The following is a 24,403-nucleotide window of genomic DNA, read 5'->3' as shown; positions in this document are numbered from 1 at the left end:
CAGGCCACACGCTTCAGTCACTCAGGCGGGGGCGGCTGCATTGTCACGGTCACCAGCAGCACGCAGCCCTGTTCGCCCCGGGCGTGCACGTCATGGGGTTCGCCCGCCGGCACCAGCACTACCGAGCCGGCCACCAGCCGCAGGCTGGCCACGCGCGTGGCGATGCCGGCTTCGCCCGCCAGGCAGTGAATGGTGGCCTCGCCGGGCACCTGATGGCGCGGCAGTGCATGGCCGGGTGGCAGCACCAGCCGAAGCAGCTGCAGTTGGGGCGTTCTGATCAGGCTGGTGCTGACGTGCATGCCGTCACGGGCGTGCAGGGCGATGACATCCAGTGGCTTTGCGTGTTCGAGTGCCATGCTTGGCTCCTGCTTGATGTGGGTCAGAAGGTGGTGCCGCAGCGGCACCGCCCGCGCGCCTGAAGATGTACGCTGAATACATCTTATGCAGACGCACGGCGGGCCGGAAGGAGTGGACATCATGGCGCAATGGCTGGAACTGGAGGAACCCCTGCGAACCCGGGAGCCGGCACCGCAATGGAAGGCCTTCCTGGAGCTGGGATTCCGGCCGCTGTACCTGCTGGGCTGCCTCTGGGCTGCACTGTCGGTGGCGCTGTGGGTCTATGCGCCGCAGTGGATCGCGGGGCGCATGCCCGGCGTGTTCTGGCATGCGCACGAGATGCTGTGGGCCTTCGTGGCCACCATTGCCGTGGGCTTTCTGTTCACGGCGGGCAGCAACTGGACAGGGCGCAACCCCCTGCAGGGCCGGGCATTGGGCGCGCTGTGCCTGCTGTGGCTGGTGGCCCGCGCAGGCTTCTTGCTGCCGGGGCCGCAGGCCTTTGCGGTCGCCGCGCTGTGCGAGACGGCCTTCTTCTGCTGGGCCGCGCTGGTGCTGGGCCGTGCCATTCAGGTGGCGCGCAGCCGGCGCAACTACGGGCTGCCCCTGCTGCTGGCGGGCCTGGGCGTGGCCGATGCGCTGTACCTGTGGTCCATCTGGCAAGGCGACTACGGCTCGCTCATGCAGCGCTTCAACGCCGGCCTGCTGTGCATGGCCGTGATTGCGCTGCTGATTGCGCGGCGCGTGATCCCCTTCTTCGCCATGCGCGCCGTGTCCGGCCTGCAGATCCCCATGCACACGGCCAGCGGCCAATGGCAACTGGGCGCGGGCGTGGTGGCCATCGCCTGCCTGCTGGCGGGCTGGTGGCCGGGCCTGGCCGCCGGCCTGGCCGTGGCAGGCCTGATCGCCCTGTGGCAGGTGCTGGCCTGGAAGCCCCAGGCCGTGCGCCGCGTGCCGCTGCTGTGGATTCTCTACCTGGGCCACGGGGCGCTGGGTGCGGGCCTGCTGGTGGCCGGCGCGCATGCGGCCGGATGGGTGCTGCGCCCCGCCTGGGCCGTGCATGTGATCGGTGCGGGCGGCTTTGCCCTGCTCATCATAGGCATGTGCACACGGACGTCGATGGGCCACCTGGGCCTGCCGCTGCGCACCGACCGCAGCATGGTCGCCGCCTATGCCCTGGTCATTGCCGCTGCCGTGCTGCGCCTGGCGGCCCTGCTGCCCACGGCGCTGTCGCTGGCGGCGCTGCATGCCTCGGCCGCTGCCTGGGTATTGGCCTTTGCGCTGTACCTGTGGCGTTTCGCCCCGCTGCTGGTGCGCCCGCGTGCCGACCGGCAGGCATGATCGCAGGCCTGCCATGCGCCTGACCCTGATGACCGACTACGCGCTGCGCCTGCTCATGCATGTGGCGCGCCACCCCGGGCGGCTGTGCACGATTGCCGAGATCGCCCAGGCCCATGCCATCTCCGAAGCCCACCTCATGAAGGTCACGCACCAGTTGGCGCTGCGCGGCTGGATCGTCACCGTGCGCGGCAAGGGCGGCGGCATGCGCCTGGCCCATGCGCCGGCCGACATCGGCCTGGGCGACGTGGTGCGCGGCATGGAGCCGGACCTTGCCATCGTCGAATGCTTCACGGGCACCAGCCCACCTGTCTGCACGCTTGCGCAGGACTGCCGGCTGGCCGGCGTGCTGGGCGGGGCGCTGGACAGCTTCATGGCCCATCTGGACGGCTTCACGCTGGCCGATCTGCTGCCGGCTCCCGCATCCCTGCCGCTGCCCCTGCCTCTGCCGCAAAGGAGCCGCGCATGAGCTACGGACTGCTGCTGACCCTGCACCTGCTGGCGGCCATTGCCTTTGCAGGCACGGTGTTCTTCGAAGTCGTGCTGCTGGCCGGGGCGCGCCGCCATCTGCCCGCTGTCGTGGCGCGCGCCACCGAGCAGGCGCTGGGCGACCGCGCGGTCGCCGTCATGCCCTGGGTGCTGATGGTGCTGTACGGCGCGGGGCTGGGGCTGGCCTGGCAGCACCGCGCGGCATTGGCTGCCGCCTTTGCCGCTCCGCTGGCCAGCAGCTTCGGCCTGCTGCTGGCGCTCAAGATCGTGCTGGCGCTCAGCGTGTTCGGGCATTTCCTGGCGGCCATGTGGTGGCGCCGGCGCGGTGTGCTGGGCGGGCGCCGCTCGCACCGCCTGCACCTGAGCGTGTTCTGTCACGTGCTGGCCATCGTGCTGCTGGCCAAGGCCATGTTCTACCTGCACTGGTAAACAGCCTGCAGGCAGGCTCTGCCCGCGTTAAGCTCGCTGCTCGCATGGCTTGGAGCACGGGGGCGCAGAGGTGGCATCGCATTGGCAGCCGGGCTTGATCGCCCTGCACGGGAATCAGACGGAGGTGCTGGCCGACACGGTGCTGGCATGGCTGGCTGCGCACCCGCTGGATGTGCTGGAGCCCGAGGTGGTGCTGGTGCAGAGCAACGGCATGGCCGAGTGGTTCAAGATGCGCATGGCCGAGCAGCTGGGCGTGTGCGCCGCCGCGCGCGTCGAACTGCCCGCGCGCTTTGTCTGGCGCAGCTACCGCCAGGTGCTGGGCCGCCAGGCCGTGCCGCGCGAATCGCCGCTGGACAAGACACCTATGACCTGGCGGCTCATGCGCCTGCTGCCGCAGTGCCTTCATGACCCGGCCTTCGCCCCCATTGCAGGCTTTCTGCGCCCCGGCGAGCCCGAGCGGCTGCTGCAATTGGCCCAGCGCCTGGCCGACCTTTTCGACCAATACCAGATCTACCGCGCCGACTGGCTGGACGCCTGGGAGGCCGCGCATGACGTGCTGCCCATGCCCTTGCGCCCTGGTGTGGCGGACGCCCCGGTGCCCGAAGGCCAGCAGTGGCAGCCGCGCCTGTGGCGCGCCGTGCTGGCCGAGTTGGACGAGGACCAGCGCGGCGCCACGCGCGCGCGCCTGCAGGGCAGGGTGCTGGCCGCGCTGCAGTCCGGCGAGGCGCCGGCCGCGCCGCTGGCGCGCCGCGTGGTGGTGTTCGGCATCAGCCAGTTGCCGCTGAGCCTGCTGGAATTCCTGGCCGCCATTGCCCGCCACAGCCAGGTGCTGCTGGCCGTGCCCAATCCCTGCTGCTTCCATTGGGCCGACGCCATCGACGGGCGCGAGCTGCTGCGCATGGCGCGGCGCCGCCAGCCGCTGCGCGGCGGGCGTGATCTGGCGCAGCTGCCGCTGGAGGCCATGCACGCCCACGCCCATCCGCTGCTGGCCGCCTGGGGCCGGCAAAGCCGCGACTATGTGCGCCAGCTCGACGCCTTCGACACCACGGGTGCCGCCGCGCAGCTGCAGATGCCACGCGTGGACCTGTTCGACGAGACGGATGCCGAGGACCTGCGCACCGCGCCGCTGCTGGCCCAGGTGCAGCAGCGCATCCGCGACCTGGTGCCGCTGGCCGAGCACCCGCCGCTGGAGGTGGCGCGGGCCGACCGCTCCATCGTCTTTCACAGCGCCCACAGCGTGGTGCGCGAGCTGGAGGTGCTGCACGACCAGCTGCTGCAGATGCTGGCCCGGCCACCGGATCCTGCCCAGCCAGGGCAAGCGCCGCTGGCCCCGCGTGACGTGGTGGTCATGCTGCCGTCCATAGAGACGGCCGCGCCCTCGATACGCGCGGTCTTCGGCCAGTACGGCCGCCATGACCCGCGCCATATTCCCTTCGACATCGCCGACCTGGGTGCGCGCGCCAGCAGCCCGCTGGCCGTGGCCCTGCAATGGCTGCTGCGCCTGCCCCAGCAGCGCTGCCGGCTCAGCGAGCTGTGCGATCTGCTGGACGTCCCAGCGATTGCCGCGCGCATGGGGCTGGCGGCCGACGACCTGCCCCAGCTCACGCGCTGGATGGCCGGGGCCGGCATCCGCTGGGGACTCAATGCGCCGCAGCGCGGCGCCCTGGGCCTGCAGGCTTGCGGCGAGCACAACAGCGCCTGGTTCGGCCTGCAGCGCATGCTGCTGGGCTATGCCGGCGGCGTGGCGCAGGACGGCCAGGCCTTTGGCGGCATCGAGCCCTATGACGAAGTGGGCGGCCTGTCGGCCGAGCTGGCCGGCGTGCTGGCCGCGCTGCTGGAGCGCATGCTGGCCTGGTGGCGCGAGGCCGGGCGGCCCGCCACGCCCGAGGTCTGGGCTCAGCGCTTTCGCGCACTGCTGCAGGACTTCTTCAAGGCGCAGGACGATGAGGACGAGGCCATGCTGGCCGCGCTGGACGCCGCCCTCACGGACTGGCAGCGCGCCTGCGAGCAGGCCGGCTATGCGGACGCCGTGGAACTGGGCGTGGCCCAGGAGGCCTGGATGCAGGCGCTGGAGCAGCCCTCGCTGTCGCAGCGCTTTCGCGCCGGTGGCGTGACCTTTTGCACGCTGATGCCCATGCGGGCCATTCCCTTCGAGGTGGTCTGCCTGCTGGGCATGAACGATGGCGACTATCCGCGCCGCGCTATGCGCAGCGACTTCGACCTGATGGCGCTGCCCGGCCAGCAGCGCCCCGGCGACCGCGCGCGCCGCGACGATGACCGCCAGCTCATGCTCGAAGCCCTGCTGTCCGCACGCCGCGCGCTCTACATCAGCTGGACCGGCCACCATGTGCGCGATAACAGCGAGCAGCCGCCCTCGGTCCTGGTCTCCCAGCTGCGCGACTACCTGGAGACGGGCTGGCGCGGCGAAGGCGGCCAGCCGCTGCTGGCGCAGCGCACGCAGCAGCACCCGCTGCAGCCCTTCAGCCGCCGCTATTTCGAAGAAGGCTCGCCCTGGACCACCTATGCGCGCGAATGGCGGGCCGCGCATGCTCAGTCGGACGGCACGGACGCGTTGCCTCCGCTGCCCGCGCAGCCGCGCCCGCCCTTTGTCCCCGACGCCTCGGCACCGCTGACGCTGGCCCGGCTCACCGATTTCCTGCGCCACCCGGCGCGCGCCTACCTGCGCCAGCGCCTGCAGGTGCGCTTCCAGCAGGAGGACAACCCCGTGGTGGACGAGGAGCTGTTCCAGCTCGACGGCCTGACCGAATACCTGCTGGTGCAGCAGTTGCAGCAGCAGGTGGCGGCCGGCCTGGACGAGCCCGGGCAGGCGCCCCAGGCCATGGAAGACAGCGTGCGAGCGGCCGTGGCGCGCCTCACGCGCTCGGGGCGGCTGCCGCTGGCGGGGCTGGGCGAGCGCGGCGCGCGGGCGCTGCAGTCCTCGGTCACGCCTTCGCTGCGGGCCTGGCGCCAGCAACTGGATCGGTATGCCCATCCCGCGCCGCGCAGGCGGCTGCTGATCGAGGACGATGGCCTGGTGTTCGACGACTGGATCGACGGGCTGCGCCAGTCCTGCGAAACCGAAGAGTCCCCCGATGCGGACGACGCACAGTGCTGGCTGCTGCTGGACCCGCGCAACCTGCTCAATGCCAAGGGCAGGCCCCATGCCGACAAGCTCATGCCGGTCTACCTGCGCAGCCTGGCGCTGGCCGCCAGCGGCTCGCAGGCCGAGTTGCGCGTGGTGGCGCGCGACGGCCTGGTGCAGGTCCTGCCCATGGACCCCTCCGACGCGCTGGCACGGCTGCGTGAATTGATGGCCCTGTGGCGCGAAGGCCAGAACGGCCCGCTGCCCCTGCCGCTGCGCAGCGGCCTGGCCATGGCCGAAGGCTTTCCCGCAGCGGCCCAGCAGGCCTATGAGGGCGGCCATCTGGTCGGCGGCGAAGGCGAGGACCCGTCCTGGGCCCGCTGCTACCCGGACTTCGAACGGCTGAGCGCCGATGGCCGTTTCGAGGCCCTGGCCCATGCCGCCCACGCGCCGCTGCTCGACTGGGTGGCCGCGCAGGTGCAGGTCCTGCCGTACCAGGGGGAGGCGCAATGAGCGCGAGCGAAATGATCGGCGCCGCGACCGGCGATGTGGACGGCGACGTGACCGGCCATGTGCTCGACGCACAGCGCTTCCCGCTGTGGGGCAGCCGCCTGATCGAGGCCAGCGCCGGCACCGGCAAGACCTGGACCATTGCCGCGCTCTACCTGCGCCTGGTGCTGGGGCATGGCGAGGGCAGCCTGGACGGCATCAGCAGCACGGCCTTCGAGCGCCCGCTGATGCCACCCGACATCCTCGTCATGACCTTCACGCGCGCGGCCACGCGCGAGCTGTCCGACCGCATACGCAAGCGCCTGATCGAGGCCGTGCAGTGCTTTCGCGGCGAGGCCGAGCCCGCGCCCCACGACGCCTTCCTGCACGCGCTGCGCGAGGCCTACCCCGAAGGCGCGGCCCGTGAACGCGCGGCCTGGCGCCTGGCCATGGCGGCTGAATGCATGGACGACGCGGCCATCCACACCATCGACGCCTGGTGCCAGCGCATGCTGCGCGAGCATGCCTTCGACAGCGGCAACCTCTTCGACGAAACGCTGGAGCCCGACGAAAGCCAGCGCCAGACCGAGGCCGCGCAGGACTACTGGCGCCAGCAGTGCTACCCGCTGTCCGACGAGTTGCTGGACGAGGCCCTGAAGATCTGGCCCCACGTCGGCGCTCTGGTCGATGACATGCGCGCCCTGCTGCGCGAGCCCCCCGTGCCCGGCGCGGGCGAGGGCAGCCTGGCCGACTGCCTGCAGCGCGCCATGGAGCAGCGCCGCAGCCGCCTGCTGGCCCTGGCGGCCGGCTGGGACGACAAGGCACAGCGCCTGCAACTGTGGCTGGATGGACAGCTCGACGGCCATGGCGCGCTGTGGGACAAGCGCAAGCTGCAGCCCGCGCGCTACACCGGCTGGCTTGCCGCGCTGGCCGACTGGTCGCGCGCGCCGCTGGACGGCCCGCTGGCGCTGACCGAGGCCGCGCGCCACCGCCTCAGCCCCGAGGGCCTGGCCGAGGCCTTCAAGGGATCGGCCGGCGATGTGCTCATGCCGCTGGAGCTGGACGAGCTGCAGGCGCTGCTGCTGCAACTGGAGCAATTGCCGCCCGTCAGCGTGGCCGTGCGCCTGCATGCGGCCGCGCGCGTGGCGCAGCGGCTGGCCCACCTCAAGCGCCAGGCTGGCAGCTTCGGCTTTGCCGACATGCTGCAGCGCCTGGACACGGCCCTGGCCGGCGACAACGGCGCCGTGCTGCGCGAGCGCATCCTGGCCCAGTACCCGGTGGCGTTGATCGATGAATTCCAGGACACCTCGCCGCTGCAGTACCGCCTGTTCGACCAGATCTACCGCACGGCGGCCAACGACCCGCACAGCGCCCTGCTGCTGATCGGCGACCCCAAGCAGTCCATCTACGGCTTTCGCGGCGCCGACATCCACAGCTACCTGCAGGCGCGCCGTGCCACCGAGGGCCGCCACTACGTGCTGGGCACCAACTACCGCTCTACCCAGGCGCTGGTGGGCGCCGTCAACCATTGGTTCGCGCAGGCCGAGCAGCGGCCGGGTGAGGGCGCCTTCATGTTCCGGCGCGGCAGCCACAACCCGCTGCCGTTCGAGCCCGTGGCCGCCCAGGGCCGGCGCGAGCTGCTGCACACGCGCGACGGCGCCATGCCCGCCCTCACCGTGGCCTGGAGTGCGGGCCGCGACGAGGACACCGGCATTCCCCTGCCTTTGTCGGCCGACGAGGTACGGCGGCGCTTTGCGGCCCATTGCGCCGAGCAGATCGTGCAGTGGCTGGCCGACCCGCAGGCCGGCTTTGTGCAGCCCGATGGCCGCCTTGTGCGCCTGCGGCCCGCCGACATCGCCGTGCTGGTGCGCACGGGCCGGGAGGCGGCCGCCGTGCGCCGAGAACTGCAGGCGCGCGCCGTGGCCTCGGTCTACCTGTCGGACCAGGATTCGGTGTTCGCCAGCGACGAGGCCCATGACCTGCTGTACTGGCTGCGCGCCGTCGCCGCGCCGCTGGATGCCCAGGCCGTGCGCGCGGGCCTGGCCACGCGGCTCATCGGCCTGTCGCTGGACGAGCTGGCCTGGCTGGCCGCCGAAGAGGAAGCCTTTGACGTGCGCAGCGAGCAGCTGCGCGAACTGCACAGCATCTGGCTGCGCCTGGGCGTGCTGGCCATGCTGCGCCAGACCCTGTACCGGCTGGACCTGCCCGTGCGCTGGCTGCAGGACCCGGCCATGGGCGGCGAGCGGCGCCTGACCAACTACCTGCACCTGGCCGAGCTGCTGCAGACCGCCAGCGCCCAGCTGGAGGGCGAGCAGGCCCTGATCCGCTGGCTGGCCACCCAGATCGAGACGCCGGGCAGCGGCAGCGAAGAGCAGGTGGTGCGCCTGGAAAGCGATGCCGACCTGGTCAAGCTCGTCACCGTGCACAAGAGCAAGGGCCTGGAGTACCCGCTGGTCTGCCTGCCGTTTGCGGGCAGCTTCCGCCCCATGGAACGGGCCAGGACGCCCTTCCTGACCCTGTCCGCGCAGGACGAGTCGCAAGACGACGCGGCTCCGGCCCGCCGATTGCTGCTGGACTTCAGCGACGAGGAGCTTGCCCAGGCCGACCGCGAGCGGCTGCGCGAGGACCTGCGCCTGTTCTATGTGGCGCTTACCCGCCCGCGCCATGCGCTGTGGCTGGGCCTGGCCCCGCTCAAGCGCGGCAACGGCAAGGCCTGCGTGAACGAGCAGGGCGCAGCCGGCTACCTGCTGGGCGGCACCGAGCCGCGCTCGGCCCAGGGCTGGCGCGACGGCCTGCAGCAGCTGTGCGGCGAAGACCCGCACATGGCCTGGCGCGACCTGGATGCCGGGCCACTGCAGCGCACGCGCTGGCAGCCACCGGCTGGCGCCACCCCGCTGCACGATGCCCCGGCCTACGACGCGCGCTTCGACACCCGCTGGGGCATCGGCAGCTTCTCGGCCCTGGTGCGTGCCATGGCCGCGCCCAGCCTGCCCGTGCTGCCCGTAGCCGTGCAGCGCCCGGCCGAGGATGAGCAGGCGCTGGAGCCGCCGCCATCGCCGGAACTGGCGGACATTGCCGGCCTGGCGGGCCTGCAGCCCCTGCAGGATGGACCGGCCGCTGGGCCTGCGGTCTGGCACCGCTTTCTGCGCGGCCCCGTGGTCGGCAACTTCGTGCACGATCAGCTTGAATGGCTGGGCGGCGAAGACTTTGCCCTGCCCGTGGACGGCCAGGGTGCGCTCGCTGATCGCCTGGTGCGCCGCTGCGAGCGCGCGGGCCGGGGCGAGCAGGCGCGCGACCTGCTGGCCTGGCTCACGGCCGTGGTCCACCAGCCGCTGGCGCCGCTCGATGTCACGCTGGCCACGCTGGGCCCGCAACTGTCCGAGATGGAGTTCTGGCTGCCCGCGCGCCAGCTGCCGGCCGAGCGCATCGACCAGCTTTGCCGGCGCTTCATCCTGCCGGGGCAGGACCGGCCCGCGCTGCCCCAGCGCTCGCTGCACGGCATGCTCATGGGCTTTGCCGACCTGGTGTTCTGCCACGAGGGCCGCTACTGGGTGCTTGACTACAAGAGCAACCACCTGGGCCCGGACGGCGCCGCCTACGGCCAGGAGGCCCTGGCCCGCGCCATGCTCCACCATCGCTACGACGTGCAGGCCGCGCTCTACCTGCTGGCCCTGCACCGGCTGCTGCGCAGCCGGCTGGGCACGGCCTACGAGCCGCAGCGCCAGCTGGGCGGCGCGCTGTACTACTTTCTGCGCGGCATCGATGGCCCGGCCGGTGGCATGCATGCCATGGCGCCCGAGCTGCCCCTGCTCGATGCGCTCGATGAACTGCTCGGCCCCGGCCGCGCCGATATGCAGGAGCCGCCATGAGCCCGCGCCCCCGTTCGCGGACCGTCGATACGGCCACGCTGGACCTGTTCGATGAACGGCCGAGCGACGACTCGCCGGACGACGACTCGCTGGGCGCTGTGCCGCCAGACACCAATGAGGTGCTGGCCCTGCTGCGCCGCTGGGCCGATGCCGGCCTGCTGCGGCGCCTGGATGCGGCGCTGGCCTCCTTCGTCGCCGGGCAGGATGCGCAGGCCGGGCCCGCCTTGCTGGTGGCCGCCGCGCTGCTGGCGCAGATGGAGGGGCGCGGCCACAGCTGCCTGCCCCTGGCGCCGCTGGCCGGCAACCCCAACGACGTGCTGGCTTGGCCCGCCGAGGCGCTGCCCGCGCAGCAGGCCCTGTGGCAGATGCTGCCCGCTCGCCTGTCCGGCTGGGTGGCGGCGCTGGGTGCCAGCCCCGTGGTGCGCGTGATCGGCGACGCGGGCCAGGATGGCGGCGAGGACCTTGGCCAGCCCCTGGTGCTGGCCGGTGCCGACGGCCCCGCGCCGCTGCTGTACCTGCGCCGCTACTGGGACTACGAGCGCGCCGTGGCCACCCATGTCATCCAGCGCACGGCGGCGCAGGCCGTGGCCGGCCAGCCGCTGGACGAAGCCCTGGCCCGGCGCTGGCTGGACCGCCTGTTCCCGCCTGCGGCGGACGCTGGCACTGTGGACTGGCAGAAGCTGGCCTGCGCGCTGGCGCTGCGCGGCCGGCTGTCGGTGATCACGGGCGGCCCCGGCACCGGCAAGACCTATACCGCCGCGCGGCTGCTGGCCCTGCTGTTTGCCACGGCGCCCGACGCCGGCCAGCTGCGCGTGGCCCTGGCCGCGCCCACGGGCAAGGCGGCTGCGCGCCTGAAGCAATCGATTGACGGGGCCTTGCTGCAATTGCAGGGCAGCATGGGCGGCGAGATCGACCTGGCGGGCCTGGTGCAGCGCATGGGCGCGGCGCGCACCCTGCACTCCATGCTGGGTGCGCGGCCCGATACGCGGCACTGGGGATTCCATGCGGGGCGGCAACTGGACGTGGACGTGCTCATCGTCGATGAGGCCTCCATGGTCCACCTGGAGATGATGGCGGCGCTGCTGGAGGCACTGCCGGCCGGCGCCCGCCTGGTGCTGCTGGGCGACAAGGACCAGCTGGCATCGGTGGAGGCGGGCGCCGTGCTGGGCGACCTGTGCCGCGATGCCCAGGCCGGACGCTACCTGCCGGACACGCTGGACTATGCGCTGCGCGTGGCCGGCCAGGCGGTGCCGCCGCAGTTCGCGGCGCCGGCAGGCGACCGGCCGCCGGCTCTTGCGCAGCACACCGTCATGCTGCGCGAAAGCCGGCGCTTCGGTGGTCCCATCGGCCAGTTGGCGCGCGCCGTGAATGCCGGCCACGCCGCGCAGGCCCAGGCCTTGCTCGATGCCGGCACGCAAGGCGGTACGCACTCCGAACTCTGGGAGCGCCAGGGCGGCGGCGTGCAGGCCGTGACCGAACTGGCCGTGCGCGGGCGTGGCGGCCTGGCCAGCTATGCGCTGTATGCCAGGGCGCTGCAAAACAGGCCGGCTGCGGACGGCGACTACGAGGCCGCGCACCGGGCCTGGGTGGTCGATGTGCTGCAGGCCTTCGAGCGCTTCCGGCTGCTGTGCGCCGTGCGCGAGGGGGACTGGGGCGTGTCCGGCCTCAACCGGGCGGTGGAGCAGGCCCTGGAAGCGCAGGGCGCGATCCGCCGCAGCGGCGAATGGTATGCGGGCCGGCCCGTCATGGTCACGCGCAACGATGCGCAGCTGGGCGTGTTCAACGGTGACATCGGCATTGCGCTGCTGGGTGGATCGCAGGGTGGGTCACAGGGGGCCCCGCAGGGTGGGCCCGGGCAGCCGCTGCGCGTGTACTTCCTGCAGGGTGACGAGCTGCGCTCGGTCGGTGTCAGCCGCCTGGCCCATGTGGAGACTGCCTTCGCCATGACGGTGCACAAAAGCCAGGGCTCGGAGTTCGAGCACACGGCCCTGGTGCTGCCCTCGCGCGGCGGCAGCGTGCTGGGGCGCGAGCTGGTCTACACCGGCATCACGCGCGCCCGCCAGGCCTTCTCGCTGTTCTCCGAGGTGCCGGGCCTACTGGCCTCGGCCGTTGGCAGCCCCACGCAGCGCGCCAGCGGGCTGCTGCGCTGGCTGCAGGACTGAGGCGGGCAGGGCGGCGGCTCAGGCCGGAGTCTTGTCGCTGGCGTAGCGGGACATCATCAGCGCCGTATTGGTCTTGCGGTCGGCATTGACCTGCTGCACCGTGGGCCGCTCGGCCATGCGCGCCAGGTACTCGCGCACGGGCAGGTCGGCCAGCACGTCGCGCCCGCCAACGATCTTGCTGGCCGCGCTGACCAGGGGCAGGTGGACGATGGCGCAGCAGTCGGCCAGCGTGAAGCTGTCGCCCGCCACAAAGGGTGAGAAACGCGCGAGTTTGGCGAAGGCCGCCACGTTCTTGTCGAGCTGGGCCAGCGTGCGCTCCCGGGTGGAGTCGCTGACCTGGCCGCCGAAGAAGGCCTGCGGGTAGAGGATGCGCGCCACCAGCTCCAGGTGCAGGTCCAGGTACACGCACAGCTCGCGCACCTTGGCGGCCTCGAAGGCGTCGGCCGGCAGCAGGGCCGGCGAGGGCGACAGCGTCTCCACGTACTCGACCATGGCGGCCGACTCGCACAGGCCACGGCCGTCGTCGATGCGCAGGTACGGCACCTTGCCCAGCGGCGACAGTGCCATATCGGTCTCGCCCAGCCAGTCCAGTTCCTCGTTGAAGGGCAGCTGCTTTTCCAGCAGGGCCAGCTTGACCTTGTTGTAGTAGTTGCTGGCCGCGAATCCGCACAGGGTGAGCATGGGTGTCTCCTTGGGTTGTTTGTGGTGAAGGCGAGGGTGCGCGCCTGTGATGGTAGGGGCGGGCAGGGCATGGCGCGGTCCCGGAGATGACGACTGGGGCAGACCCCTAGAATGGCGCCATGCCGCTTCGCCTGCCCTCCACCTTGGCTGCCTGCGCCCGCTGGGTGCTGGGGCTGTGGCTGTGCGTGGCGCTGGCATCGGCGTTTGCGCCGCTGGCGCGTGCCTCGGGCTGGGAGCGCCTGTGCTCGGCCGCTGGCGAATCGGTCTGGGTGCCATCGCCGGCCGGTCAGGACAATGCCCTTGCCGGAAGCCACGGCATCGACTGCCCGCTGTGCCTGCCCCCGCTGGCGCCGCCGCCCGCCCGGTGCAGTGCGGCCCCGGCACCGCTGATGGCAGAAGCGCAGCCACGGGCGCACCCGGCCTCCGTCCACAGCGTGGCCATGCCGGCCTTGCCGCAGGCCCGCGCCCCGCCCCGGTGACTCCCCATTTCAATCCCTGCCTCTTTCGCTTGGCTTTTGTTTTTGCAATGCACACAGACCGTGCTGCAACGTATTGAATTTTCTGGAGAAACCGTGATGACACTGCGTCAATGGACCACCCCTTTCCTGATCGCCGCCTCCTTGTCCATGGGCCTGGCCCATGCCCATGCCGATGCGGCCCACGTCAAGGCCGACGCCGCCTGGGCGCGTGCCAGCGTGCCGGGCCAGCAGGCCACGGGCGCCTTCATGCGCCTGACGGCCGAGGAGCCGCTGCGCCTGGTGGGCGTGGAGTCGCCCGCCGCCGGCGTGGCCGAGGTGCATGAAATGAAGATGGAAGGCGATGTGATGCGCATGCGCGCCATCGACGGCCTGGACCTGCCCAAGGGCGTGGCCGTGGACCTGAAGCCCGGCGGCTACCACGTCATGCTGCAGCAGCTCAAGAGCCCGCTGCTCAAGGACAGCCAGGTGCCCATCACCCTGGTGTTCAAGGATGCCAAGGGCGAAACCTCGCGCCTGAGCCTGCAGGTCCCCGTGCGCGCTATGGCGCCCGGCGCGGCGGCTGCCCCGGCAGCGGGCCACGGCGGCGGCCACGCCGGCCATTCGCACTGAGCCAGCGCCATTGCACCGGGTTTGTGCGCAGCCGCATGCGCATGACTTGCCGTGGACTTGGCGTGTGCCTGGGTTAAGCTGGGGGCATGGCCGGCATCCTTCGCCGGCATGCTCTTCCAACCCAGTCCTAGCGAGTGCTGCCATGAGTGACGCGTCCTCCTTCGGTTTCGGCAAGTTCATCCCCGGTTTCGACTTCCTGCAGGGCCTGGCCCAGAGCGCGGGATCGGCCACGGCCCGGCCCCTGGGGCGCCTGCCCGAATGGGTGGCGCCCACGGTGAGCATCGAGGAGGTGGACAAGCGCATCACCGAACTCAAGGCCGTGCAGTTCTGGCTGGACCAAAATGGCAAGGCGCTGGCCGCCACCATCCAGGCTCTGGAAGTGCAGCGCATGACGCTGTCCACCCTGCAGGGCATGAACGTCAGCATGGGTGAACTGGCGCAGGCCTTCCAGTTCCCCGCCGCTGCAGCCGCCACCGCTGCTGCAGCCACTGCGGGCAAGGGCGCCGCCAGCGCGGGGCAGTCCGACCACTCGGACTGGCCCATGTCCTCCGCCGGCAAGGCCGGCAAGCAGGAAAAGCCGCAGGCCGCGCCCGCGCAGCCCCCTGCCGAGCCGCCTGCAGCTGCTGCGGCCGCTGCATCCACGGATGCCGGCAGCAAGGCCTCAGGCCCTGAGGCTTCTGCGCCCAAGGACGAGACTGCCCAGGCCGCCGCCATGGGCCAGGCCATGCAATGGTGGGGCGCACTGACCCAGCAATTCCAGCAGATCGCCGCCAAGGCCATGGCCGAGCCCATGGCCCCCGAGGCCGTGGCTGCCGCACAGCGCGCCACCGGCATGGCCGGCGACATCGCCAAGGCCGCCATGGACCGCATGACGGCCCAGGCTGGCGCCTTCGCCGCGCAGGCAGGCAAGGCGGCTGCACCGGCGGCCAAGGCCCCGGCCGGAGCTGCCAAGGCGGCTGCGAAAGCCCCACCGAAAGCTCCGGCCAAAGCGCCAGCCAAGGCGGCGGCCAGGAAGACGGCGGCAAAGACCACCGCAAAGACAACAGCCAAGGCACCGGCCGCAGGCAAGGCGCCGGCCAAGAGCCGGCCACCGCGCTGAGCGGGACGGCGGCACCCATGGATGGTCTAGAGCCCTCCGCAAGCCGGGCGCTGGCAGGGCTAGAAAGAAGGTTGGAATGTCGTTGTTTCCTGTAGGCCATGCCAGCCATTCCGACTGGCGCGCCGCGGCCGATGCGGTGCTGCTGCAACTGCGCTCGCAGATGGCCGATCCGGGCCACGCGCAGCGGCCCCGACTGGGCCTGGTGTACCTGTCCCACGCGCATGCCGCCCATGCAAGGCCGCTGCTGCAGCATCTGGCCAGGGCCTTGCCCCATGTGGCGGACTGGGCTGGCTGCTCGGCCGGTGGCGTGCTGGCCATGTCCCATGAATACCTGTCCGGCTCCGCGCTCGCGGTGATGCTGCTCGATGTGCCGGCCGCGCACTACCGCCTGTATTCGGGCCTGGCGCCCTTGCATGCGCCGGGCGGCGAGGCCGGGTTCACGGCCCATTCGGCCCTGGTCCATGCCGGAGGCGGCCAGCCCGAGCTGGCCGAGTTGCTGTACGAGCTGTCCGAGCGCACCGAGTCCGGCCTGCTGTTCGGCGGCGTGGGCGATGACGGGGACGATGGCGTGGAGGGCGTGCAGATCGCCTGCCGCACCGAGGACCTGCATGCGCAGCATGCGGATGCGCGCGGCATTTTCAGCGGAGGCTTCTCGGGCGTGGCCTTCGGTGCGGGCGTGCCCTGCATCACGGGCATGGCCCAGGGCTGCGTGCCGCTGGGCGAGGGCCTGGAGATCACCGAGGCGCGCGGCGCCCTGGTCACCGGGCTCAATGGCGATCCGGCCTTGCAGCGCCTGCTGCAACTGCTGGGCGTGGAGCTGGAAGGCAGCGACTGGCAGCCCGCGCTGACCACGGTGCGCAGCACGCTGGCGGCCATTGCGCCGCCGGGCCGGGGCATGGCCCACGGCGTGCTCACCGAAGAGGCCCAGGTGCTGACCCTGGTCGGGCTGGACCCGCTGCGCCAGGGCGTGGCCCTGTCATCGGCCGTGGAGGCCGGGCATTCGGTGATCTTCTGCCGCCGCCAGGCCCAGGTCGCGCGCCAGGAACTGCTGCAACTGGGCGCTGCGCTGCGCGATGCGGCGGAGCCTGAGGAGGCGGCGCCCGAAGGCGAGGCACAGCCCCGCATCCGTGGCGCCATCTACATCAGTTGCCGGGGCCGCGGCGGCGGCCTGTTCGGCGGCCCCGATGCCGAGCTGCGCACCCTGCGCCACGCACTGGGCGATGTGCCATTGATCGGCTTCGTCGCCGAAGCCGAGATCATGGACGCCCGCCTGCACCGCTTCGCCGGGGTGTTGACGGTGTTCACTGCTTAGGCGTCGTACACGCCGTACACGCCGTACACACGGTACACACCGTCCGCACCTCAGACCGCGCGCGGGCGCACCGTGCCTGCGCTGCGATCCGGGTCCATGACTGCAGCTCCCAGAAAATCGAAATCCACGGCCGGCTGCCTGCCGCTGACCAGGTCGGCCAGCGCCATGCCGGAGCCGCAGGCATGGGTCCAGCCCAGCGTGCCGTGGCCGGTGTTCAGGAACAGGTTGGCGATGGGTGAGCGTCCGATCAGCGGCACATTGCTGGGTGTGGCGGGGCGCAGGCCGCTCCAGAACTGGGCGCGCCCGGTATCGCCGGCGCCAGGGAACAGCTGCTGCACGCGCCGCACGATGGCCTCGCAGCGCACGGGGTCCAGGTTGCGGTCGTAGCCGTTGAACTCGGCCGTGCCGGCAATGCGCAGGCGGTCGCCCTGCGCGCCGGTGTAGCGCGAGAACACCAGCTTGAACTCATCGTCCGTGAGGCTGACCTGGTAGGCCTTGGCGGGGTCCAGCACCGGCAGGGTCACGGAGTAGCCCTTGGCCGGGTAGATGGGCAGGCGCAACCCCAGCGGCTGGGCCAGCAGCGGGCTGAACGAGCCCATGGCCAGCACATAGGCGTCGCCCTGGATGCGTTCGTAGCGGCCATCGGCATTGGTCACCTCCACATGGTCGATATGGCGGCTGGCGCCTGCGCCCGTGGTGCGCAGCGCCATGACGTGGTGGCCGTGGCGGAACTGCACGCCCGTGGTGGTGGCAATGCGTGCCAGCTCGCGCGTGAACAGGTTGGCGTCGCCCGATTCATCCTCGGCCGTATAGGTGGCGCCCGCTATCTGCCCGCGCACATGGGCCAGGGCCGGCTCCAGGCGCACGGCTTCGTCGGCGTCGATCAGGCGGCGGTCGCAGCCCAGGGCCTGCATCTGCTCGGTGGGCTTGAGCGCGCCCTCGAACTCGCGGGCGTTCGTGTAGAAGTGCAGGATGCCCTGCATGCGCTGCTCGTACTGGATGCCGGTGTCCGACCGCAGCTGCTGCAGGGCCTCGCGGCTGTAGGTGCCCAGGCGAACGATCTGCTGGATGTTGTGGCGCGTGCGCGCGGGCGTGCAGTTGCGCAGGAAGGACAGGCCCCAGAGCCACTGGCGCATGTCGGCGCGCAGGCGGAACAGCAGGGGGGCATCCTGACGGCCCAGCCAGCCCAGCAACTTCAGCGGTGCGCCGGGGTTGGCCCAGGGCTCGGCATGGCTGACCGAGATCTGCCCGCCGTTGGCAAAGCTGGTTTCGGCGCCGGGCGCAGCCTGGCGGTCGATGACGGTCACTTCATGACCGAGAGATTGCAGATAGTAGGCCGAGGCGGTGCCGATCAGGCCGGCTCCGAGAACGATAACGCGCATGACAATGCCCTTTCAAAGGCATGTGCCGGTCACGCGGAAGCTGGTAGCTATGGATTCAATAGCAAGCAGCCGGCGTCCGTCGTGACGCAGCTGCCGCTCCCCCTGTCCTTGGTACCTGAGAGATTCACCGCCGTCCATGGGAACGGGGCTTGCTCCTTCGGTGCGCCGCATATTGCGTGCGGCGGCTCTCCAGACGGCATGTTGTGTTTGCAGTACGGAACCTGAGCGTGTATGGGAGTTTGCGCCTTCGGTGAGGCTCGGCACCGTGGTGCCCGCCTGCTCTCCTGCAGGGGCGATTCTATGTGGCTTGCGCAGCCGGTTCCAGTCGTACTGGGGATACCACCAGTTACTACCTGTATGTGGTGTGGCTGATTCAGGGTATTCCCTAGATCGCTCAAGCGCCTCCCTCGTAGCGCTGGCACGAGCCTTCGATTTCATGTAAAAAAACTATTGAAATAGAAAAAAACATGATTTAGCCTATCGATGTGTGCAGTGGTTTGTCAGTGCATGTTCTGGTCGATTGGACCTGCATGGGTTAACCATGAGTTGTGTATATGTCTGATAGGCGACTTACCGTTGCACAGGTGCAGGTCCATGGAAACTGGCCCGGCACTGAAAAAATACAAGCACGGTGAATATGGTTTGTGGAGGGAGGAATGATTTGCGTCGCAAACCCGACTGAAGGTGTGTCCGGCTCAATGGGCAGCGGAGCAGCTCGCAAACGTTGATGGAAATCCACCTTTTTGATTGACGCGCAGGATCTGCGCGAAACATTTTGCTTCCAACCTCACCGGCTGCAAGGTGAGTTGTGAGCTCGTGATTCAAATAGAACTATTCGAGGTACGGCGATGCAAATGCGCTGGGTACAACTGATGGCTATTGCCATTGGGAAAATCATTTTCCTGTCATATCTCCTTGAGAAAACGGGGAATATCATGCATGCTCTCAATCGCCTGCCTGGTTCGGCATTTTTTCGCAAGTGGCGTGCAGCGAAGTGCCTTTTCTCTTTGCTGCTGCTTTCATGCGCGGGTATCTCATCCACGGCACTGGCGGCGACCGTCGTTTTCACGGTCACTGACAACAGCGACGCTCCCAATGCCAATGCAACGACACCAACCACCTGTGTCAGCACGCTGGGAGGCACCTTTGCTGGCGCATGTACGCTGCGAGCTGCCATTCAGGCAGCCAACTACACGCTGCAAACGCTGGATCCGAGTGCCGATGTTTCCATCGTCTTTGCGCCGACACTGTCTACGTCGGTACGAACCATACAGAGTGGGACATCCAAGGATGCGGCCGGAAACCTCCATCCGTATGTCGACAATCAGACGGTTTACGTGCGCTGTGCCAATACATTCGTCAGCGGAGCCCAGTCCGGCGCCGTGACGGGAGCCACCAATGCCTGTGGTCAAACCCAGATGATCAGCGGCGGCGATACGGGCACCACCACTGGTGCCGGTGGTGCCTGGTACTGGCTCAAAGGCACCGTGCCAGCCGGCACGGGCTCATTGACCATCGATTTCGGGGGAGTCATACAAGTCCAGAACTGGGCGGACTCCGCCTGGGAAACCTTTTATCTTGGTGGGAAGAATATCACTCTCACCAATTCGCCCAACATGACCTGTGGCGAAGCGGTATTCGTCGTTGGCTCCTCAGCAAACAATGTCATCATTGATCGCGTCGGTCTGGTGAATGTGGCGCCAACCCCTGCGGGAGAGGGGACGCCGTTCAACTGCGAGCTGTACGCGGAGATTCATCAAGGCGCACAAAACGTATTCTTTGCCAATAGCACAATCAACTCCGCGATATGGAATGGAAATTACGGCAATAACAAGGGCTCGGCCATTTCCGTTGCCGCAAGCAACGGTGCAGGCACGGTTTCCAACATCGTTGTCGATAATTTCACGGTAACGAATCTGCCCAACCCTATCGGGGGAATGCAGCTCGAGCAGTTTTTCCAGGTCATGTCGAACATGACCGTCAACGGATTGACGATCAAAAATTCGAATATCGCACTGAGCCCGACTGGTGGAAATGCGCCCAGGGCCGTGGTGTCGGTTGATGGAACGATCAGCCTGGCCAATGGAATTGGTCTGGCCGTGACGGGTAATACCTTCTCGCTGCCTATCGCCGCCTATACCGGGTCATCGCCAACGCATGTGTCGGCACCAACGGTGAATACGGCAGCCTCAGGCACGACGCAGGTAGTGACGGCGACCGATAACAACTTCACTGGCGGCGGGGACGGGGTGAATATCGGTGGTACGGGTACGGCACCAGGATTGATTGGCAACAACAAGATGACAAGCCAGTCGAGAAGTGCCATTCGTATCACTACGCGTGATTTCTTCAAGATTTCTCAGAACACGCTGTTTTCCGTGCCTGTGGCTGCAAACTCAGGCATCAGTTTGCTGACGACGGGCAATGGACAAACCGGATGGACCCCCACCCTTGGCGTTGGCGCCAGTGACACCGCCGCCTGCACCTGGACATTCAATATCACGGCAAATGCCAATGCGAGCGAGCCGGCACCGTATACGGTGGAAGCCTTTTGGTCGCCGACCGGCGCGGGCGTCAACGATGCGCAGGTCTATCTGGGCTCCGAAACCATGGCCGGAGCCTCGGGAACGCTGACCGTTCCTTCGTATCTCAGCGGCCAGGTGCGAGTCACAGTGACGGACAGCAATTCCGGTGGAGCCCAGACCTCGCAGCTTTCAACGGCGGCAAGCGTCACCGGTTTTCCCTGTGCCCTGAAATCCGGCGTTCTGGCGACGACCAACAATCAACCTGTCGGCAGCAGCGACTTGCTGGAGGTCTACATTGTTGACGGCCAAGGCAATGCCTGGACGGGGGGCAGTGACACCGTTACCTTCGCAGCGCCGCCTGCAGGTGTCACGTTCAATGGCAGTTCCGCCGCAGTCAGCTGCACGACCAACTCCAGCGGAAAGTGCGCGTCTCCCATCAATGCCAGCAGCAGTGTCGCCGGAACATTCACGACACCCGTGACCTTGTCGTCGTCAGTCGCAGGTGCCACGTTCTCCAATCTTCCATTGGGTGGAAGTCCGGTATCTGGCGCAGTGACCTATCAGCCTTCGCCGGTTGCTTACAGCTTCACCGGGCTGCCGGCCAGCACGAGTGGGTCTGAAATCGCCGCGAGTCCGCCATCGATTGCGGCCAACGGCGTCTCCACCAGCACCTTGGCCGTGCAGTTGAAGGATGCTTTAGGCAACCTTGTCACCACCTGTACCGATACGGTGGCCTTCACCCTCAATGCGGGGACGCAAGGCGTTCCTGCCGTCAGCGTCACGGGCTGCAGTGCCGGCATGTATACGGGGACGGTGACATCGCCGGTGCTGGTCGGCAGCGGAACCTTCGGGTTCACCATCAACGGGTCTGCGGCTGTTGCCACCGCAACGGTCTCCTATGTGGCCGCAACGCCGAGCACGAGTGCATCGACGATAGTCGCCACACCGACATCGATCGTGGCCAACGGCAGCTCCACCAGCGTGCTGCGCGTGCAACTGGTCGATGCCAGCAGCAATCCGATCAACACCTGCACGAACACGGTGGCATTCACCCTGAACGGCGGAACGCAGGGAACGCCGAGTGTGGGCGCGGCCTCATGTACTGCCGGCATCTATACGGGCACCGTCACATCGCCCACGGCGGTCGGCAGCGGGATCTTCGGATTCACCATCAACGGCTCTGCCGCAGTTGCTACGGCTTCAGTGAGCTACACGGCGGGTCCGCCAAGTACCAGCGCCTCGACCATCGTTGCGAGTCCGACCTCGATCATTGCCAATGGCACCGCAACCAGCACATTGACGGCGCAGCTCAAGGATGCGTCAGGCAATTCGATTGCAACCTGTGCCAATACGGTGGCCTTCACGCTGAACAGCGGAACACAGGGCTCGCCTGCGGTCGGCGCGGGGTCGTGCAGCGCAGGGGTGTACACGGCAACCATCACGGCACCTACCGCAGTCGGCAGTGGCACCTTTGGTTTCACCATCAATGGCTCGGCCGCCACGGCTACGGCTGTGGTGAACTACACGGCCGGCTCGCCCAGCAATGGCGCGAATGGAAACCTGATCAGTGCCAGTCCGCTCAGCGTTGTCGCAGACAACACTGCCACGAGCTCGATCAGCGTGGCCCTGCGCGATGCCAATGGCAATCCCGCCACGGATACGGTGGCACACACGATTGTCTTCACCAAAACGGGCGTGGGCACGACCACGCCAGCCGCACCCACGTGCACGATCGCGGCCAACGCCAATCCGGCCACCTGCTCCGTGACGGTGAAATCGGCCACGGTCGGCACCGCAAGTTTCACGGCAACGGACAACGGAACGGCCGTGAGCAATGGCAGTCCGGTATCGGTCAACTTCATTGCCGGGCCGCCCAGCAATACAGCCAGTGGCAATCTGCTCAGTGCCACGCCGCTCTCGGTGATGGCCGACGGTACGAGCACCGGCACGGTGACCGTCGCACTGCAGGACGCCAATGGCAATGCAACTGTCGATACGGTCGCCCACACCATCGGCTTTGTCCATACCGGCGCCGGCACGCCGTCGGCAACTTCCTGCACGATTGCGGCCAATGCGAATCCAGCGCGCTGCTCCATCACGGTGACATCCACCGTGGCGGGTGCGGCGAGCTTCACAGCCACGGACAACAACGGCACCACCACCCAGAGCGTGGCAAACGGCAGTCCGGCCGTGATCAACTTCACGGCCAATGCCGCCGACCCCGCCAGGTCGGGGGTGCGTACCGTCACCAGTCCGGTCACGGCCAATGGCTCGGCGACAGATGTGCTTGAAGCGTTTGTGGGAGATGTCAACGGCAATCCGGTGGCCGGAAGCGTTGTCACGTTCTCTCCCACCGCAAACATCACCTTCAGCGGTACCTGCACCACCAATGCGGCCGGTACCTGCCAGGTCACCGCCAAGACAACCGTCGCGGGTTCCTACACTTCCGGCGCAAGCATCGCGAGCGGCGCATTGAGCGGCAGCGGCGTCAGCTCCGGTGGCAATACGTACGGTGCGACGGCTGCCTATGTCTTTACGGCAGGTGCCGTCGATCCCGCCAATTCGACCATGTCGGTCGATGTGAACAACCAGGCAGCCGGCGGCGGCCAGGACGTCGTTTCCGTGGTCACCAAGGATGCGTTCGGCAATCCAGTCACCGGCGTTGTCGTGAACTTCAGCGTGACGCCTGCCGGAGCGGCGCCTGCCACAGCCAGCTGCACGACTGCGGGTGCGGCGGCGACCTGCTCGGTGTCGTTCACCAGCGTAACCGCATCGACTTACTCGGCTGCCGCCACGGTGGGTGCAGCTGCCATCGGCAACAGCCCGCAATCGATGGCCTTTGTCGCCGGCAATGCCTCGGCAAGCAACTCGGGCCTGCGTGTCGTGAGCGACAACGCGGCGGCAAATGGCACGGCAACCGATGTGGTGGAAGCGTATGTGCGCGATGCCGGTGGCAATCCCAAGGGCGGCGAGGTCGTCACCTTTGCCGGTGCTGCCGGCGTGAAGCTGAACGGTGGCGCGGCAGGTGCGTCAGCCACTTGCACCACTGGAACAAGTGGCGCAACTCTGGGCATCTGCTCAATCACTGCCACCAGTACAGCAAGTGGTACCTACAGCATCGCCACCAGCATTCCCGCAGGAACCCTGGGTGGCACGTTCACCGTGGGAGCAAACGCGTATTCGCCAAGCGCCGCACAAATTCATTTTGTGAGCGTGGTGAACCTCAGTGTCACCAAGGCCAACCCTGGCAGCTTGGCTGTGGGTACGCCCTTCAACTATGCGTTCTCCGTGTCCAATGCCGCCAGTGCCTTCGGTCCTGCCAACAGCGTGACCATCAAGGACCTGGTGCCTGCGGGCATCAGCATCACGGGCGTGCCGACCGGTGCGAACGTGGCCAGTGCGACCTGCACACCCAACACCTTCCCCTTCGTGGGCAATGGCACGGCGATCCTGTCTTGCACGGTGAGCTTCACCACACCGGTGGCAGCTGGCAGCAACAGCAGCTTCAATCTGCCGGCTGTTCCGACGGCTGTGGGGTCGAGCACGAACACGGCTTCCTACGATCCGTCGGGCGGCATCAGCCCGGTCAATCCGACGGCCGGTTGCACGACAGACTGCGCTTCCACACCGGTGACTCCAGTCACGCCGGGTACGCCTGCGTTGACGGTCACCAAGGCCAACCCCGGTAGCTTGGCTGTGGGGACTGCGTTCAACTACGCCTTCACGGTAGCGAATGCGGCCGGTGCCTTCGGCCCTGCCACCAGCGTGACCATCAAGGACCTGGTGCCTGCGGGTATCAGCATCACGGGCGTGCCGAGCGGCGCAAACGTGGCCAGTGCGACCTGCACGCCCAATACCTTCCCGTTTGCGGGTAACGGCAGTTCCGTGCTGACGTGCACGGTGAACTTCACTGCGGCAGTGGCGGCCGGTGGCAGCACCAGCTTCAACCTGCCAGCTGTTCCGACGGCGGTGGGTTCGAGCACGAACACGGCCTCCTACGATCCGTCCGGTGGCATCAGCCCGGTCAATCCGACGGCTGGTTGTACGACAGACTGCGCTTCCACACCGGTGACTCCGGTCACGCCAGGCACGCCTGCGCTGACGGTTACCAAGGCCAACCCGGGT

General features: G+C 68.5%; 14 protein-coding genes and 1 riboswitch. Of the genes, 11 read left to right on the top strand and 3 right to left on the bottom strand.

Annotated elements, in window-relative coordinates; genetic code table 11:
* Nucleotides 1–17 precede the first annotated feature (17 nt).
* Nucleotides 18–356 (bottom strand): cupin domain-containing protein, encoded by a 339-nt coding sequence (locus tag INR38_RS25955; RefSeq protein WP_207444352.1) that lies wholly within the window; start codon nucleotides 354–356, stop codon nucleotides 18–20.
* Nucleotides 357–477: 121 nt separating this feature from the next.
* Here INR38_RS25955 and INR38_RS25950 point away from each other — a divergent pair, with 121 nt between their 5' ends.
* The 6 genes from INR38_RS25950 to recD all read left to right on the top strand — a co-directional run bounded on the left by INR38_RS25950 (nucleotide 478) and on the right by recD (nucleotide 12,191).
* Nucleotides 478–1,674 (top strand): NnrS family protein, encoded by a 1,197-nt coding sequence (locus INR38_RS25950; protein ID WP_207444351.1) that lies wholly within the window; start codon nucleotides 478–480, stop codon nucleotides 1,672–1,674.
* Nucleotides 1,675–1,687: 13 nt separating this feature from the next.
* Complete coding sequence (locus INR38_RS25945; protein WP_207444350.1) at nucleotides 1,688–2,140, top strand: Rrf2 family transcriptional regulator; 453 nt, start codon at nucleotides 1,688–1,690, stop codon at nucleotides 2,138–2,140.
* Complete coding sequence (locus tag INR38_RS25940; protein ID WP_207444349.1) at nucleotides 2,137–2,589, top strand: hypothetical protein; 453 nt, start codon at nucleotides 2,137–2,139, stop codon at nucleotides 2,587–2,589. Before INR38_RS25945 ends, INR38_RS25940 begins: the two co-directional genes overlap by 4 nt.
* 70 nt (nucleotides 2,590–2,659) lie before the next feature.
* Nucleotides 2,660–6,184, top strand: coding sequence for an exodeoxyribonuclease V subunit gamma (gene recC / locus INR38_RS25935; protein ID WP_207444348.1), 3,525 nt, complete (start codon nucleotides 2,660–2,662; stop codon nucleotides 6,182–6,184).
* Complete coding sequence (recB, locus tag INR38_RS25930) at nucleotides 6,181–10,029, top strand: exodeoxyribonuclease V subunit beta (protein ID WP_207444347.1); 3,849 nt, start codon at nucleotides 6,181–6,183, stop codon at nucleotides 10,027–10,029. The genes recC and recB overlap by 4 nt, the downstream gene beginning before the upstream one ends.
* Complete coding sequence (gene recD / locus INR38_RS25925) at nucleotides 10,026–12,191, top strand: exodeoxyribonuclease V subunit alpha (RefSeq protein WP_207444346.1); 2,166 nt, start codon at nucleotides 10,026–10,028, stop codon at nucleotides 12,189–12,191. Before recB ends, recD begins: the two co-directional genes overlap by 4 nt.
* An 18-nt stretch (nucleotides 12,192–12,209) precedes the next feature.
* Here recD and INR38_RS25920 read toward each other — a convergent pair whose 3' ends face one another.
* The gene (locus INR38_RS25920; RefSeq protein WP_012202455.1) at nucleotides 12,210–12,872 is read right to left on the bottom strand and encodes a glutathione S-transferase; all 663 of its coding nucleotides are present in this window, start codon (nucleotides 12,870–12,872) and stop codon (nucleotides 12,210–12,212) included.
* Between the two features lie 119 nt (nucleotides 12,873–12,991).
* Here INR38_RS25920 and INR38_RS25915 point away from each other — a divergent pair, with 119 nt between their 5' ends.
* From INR38_RS25915 to INR38_RS25900, 4 genes are all read left to right on the top strand, one after another.
* On the top strand, nucleotides 12,992–13,351 hold the full coding sequence (locus INR38_RS25915) for a hypothetical protein (protein ID WP_207444345.1): 360 nt from the start codon (nucleotides 12,992–12,994) through the stop codon (nucleotides 13,349–13,351).
* A 96-nt stretch (nucleotides 13,352–13,447) separates the two neighbouring features.
* Nucleotides 13,448–13,960 carry a copper chaperone PCu(A)C gene (locus INR38_RS25910; RefSeq protein ID WP_013800288.1) on the top strand — a complete coding sequence of 171 codons (513 nt, stop codon included), beginning with the start codon at nucleotides 13,448–13,450 and terminating at the stop codon, nucleotides 13,958–13,960.
* A gap of 142 nt (nucleotides 13,961–14,102) precedes the next feature.
* On the top strand, nucleotides 14,103–15,059 hold the full coding sequence (locus INR38_RS25905) for a PhaM family polyhydroxyalkanoate granule multifunctional regulatory protein (RefSeq protein WP_207444344.1): 957 nt from the start codon (nucleotides 14,103–14,105) through the stop codon (nucleotides 15,057–15,059).
* Between the two features lie 76 nt (nucleotides 15,060–15,135).
* Nucleotides 15,136–16,371 (top strand): FIST N-terminal domain-containing protein, encoded by a 1,236-nt coding sequence (locus INR38_RS25900; RefSeq protein WP_034397936.1) that lies wholly within the window; start codon nucleotides 15,136–15,138, stop codon nucleotides 16,369–16,371.
* A gap of 50 nt (nucleotides 16,372–16,421) precedes the next feature.
* Here INR38_RS25900 and INR38_RS25895 read toward each other — a convergent pair whose 3' ends face one another.
* Nucleotides 16,422–17,753, bottom strand: coding sequence for a D-amino acid dehydrogenase (locus tag INR38_RS25895; protein ID WP_207444343.1), 1,332 nt, complete (start codon nucleotides 17,751–17,753; stop codon nucleotides 16,422–16,424).
* A 92-nt stretch (nucleotides 17,754–17,845) separates the two neighbouring features.
* Nucleotides 17,846–17,956, bottom strand: a riboswitch (glycine riboswitch).
* 645 nt (nucleotides 17,957–18,601) lie between these two features.
* On the opposite strand from INR38_RS25895, the gene INR38_RS25890 reads away from it, so the two are divergent.
* Nucleotides 18,602–24,403: invasin domain 3-containing protein (locus INR38_RS25890; RefSeq protein WP_207444342.1), on the top strand; the 5,802-nt coding region annotated here is incomplete at its 3' end.

Source organism: Delftia sp. SD018 (genome assembly GCF_017355445.1).
Taxonomy (GTDB): domain Bacteria; phylum Pseudomonadota; class Gammaproteobacteria; order Burkholderiales; family Burkholderiaceae_C; genus Comamonas; species Comamonas acidovorans.
Note: the sequence above shows the minus strand (reverse complement) of the source record. Positions and strands in the feature narration are given on the sequence as shown.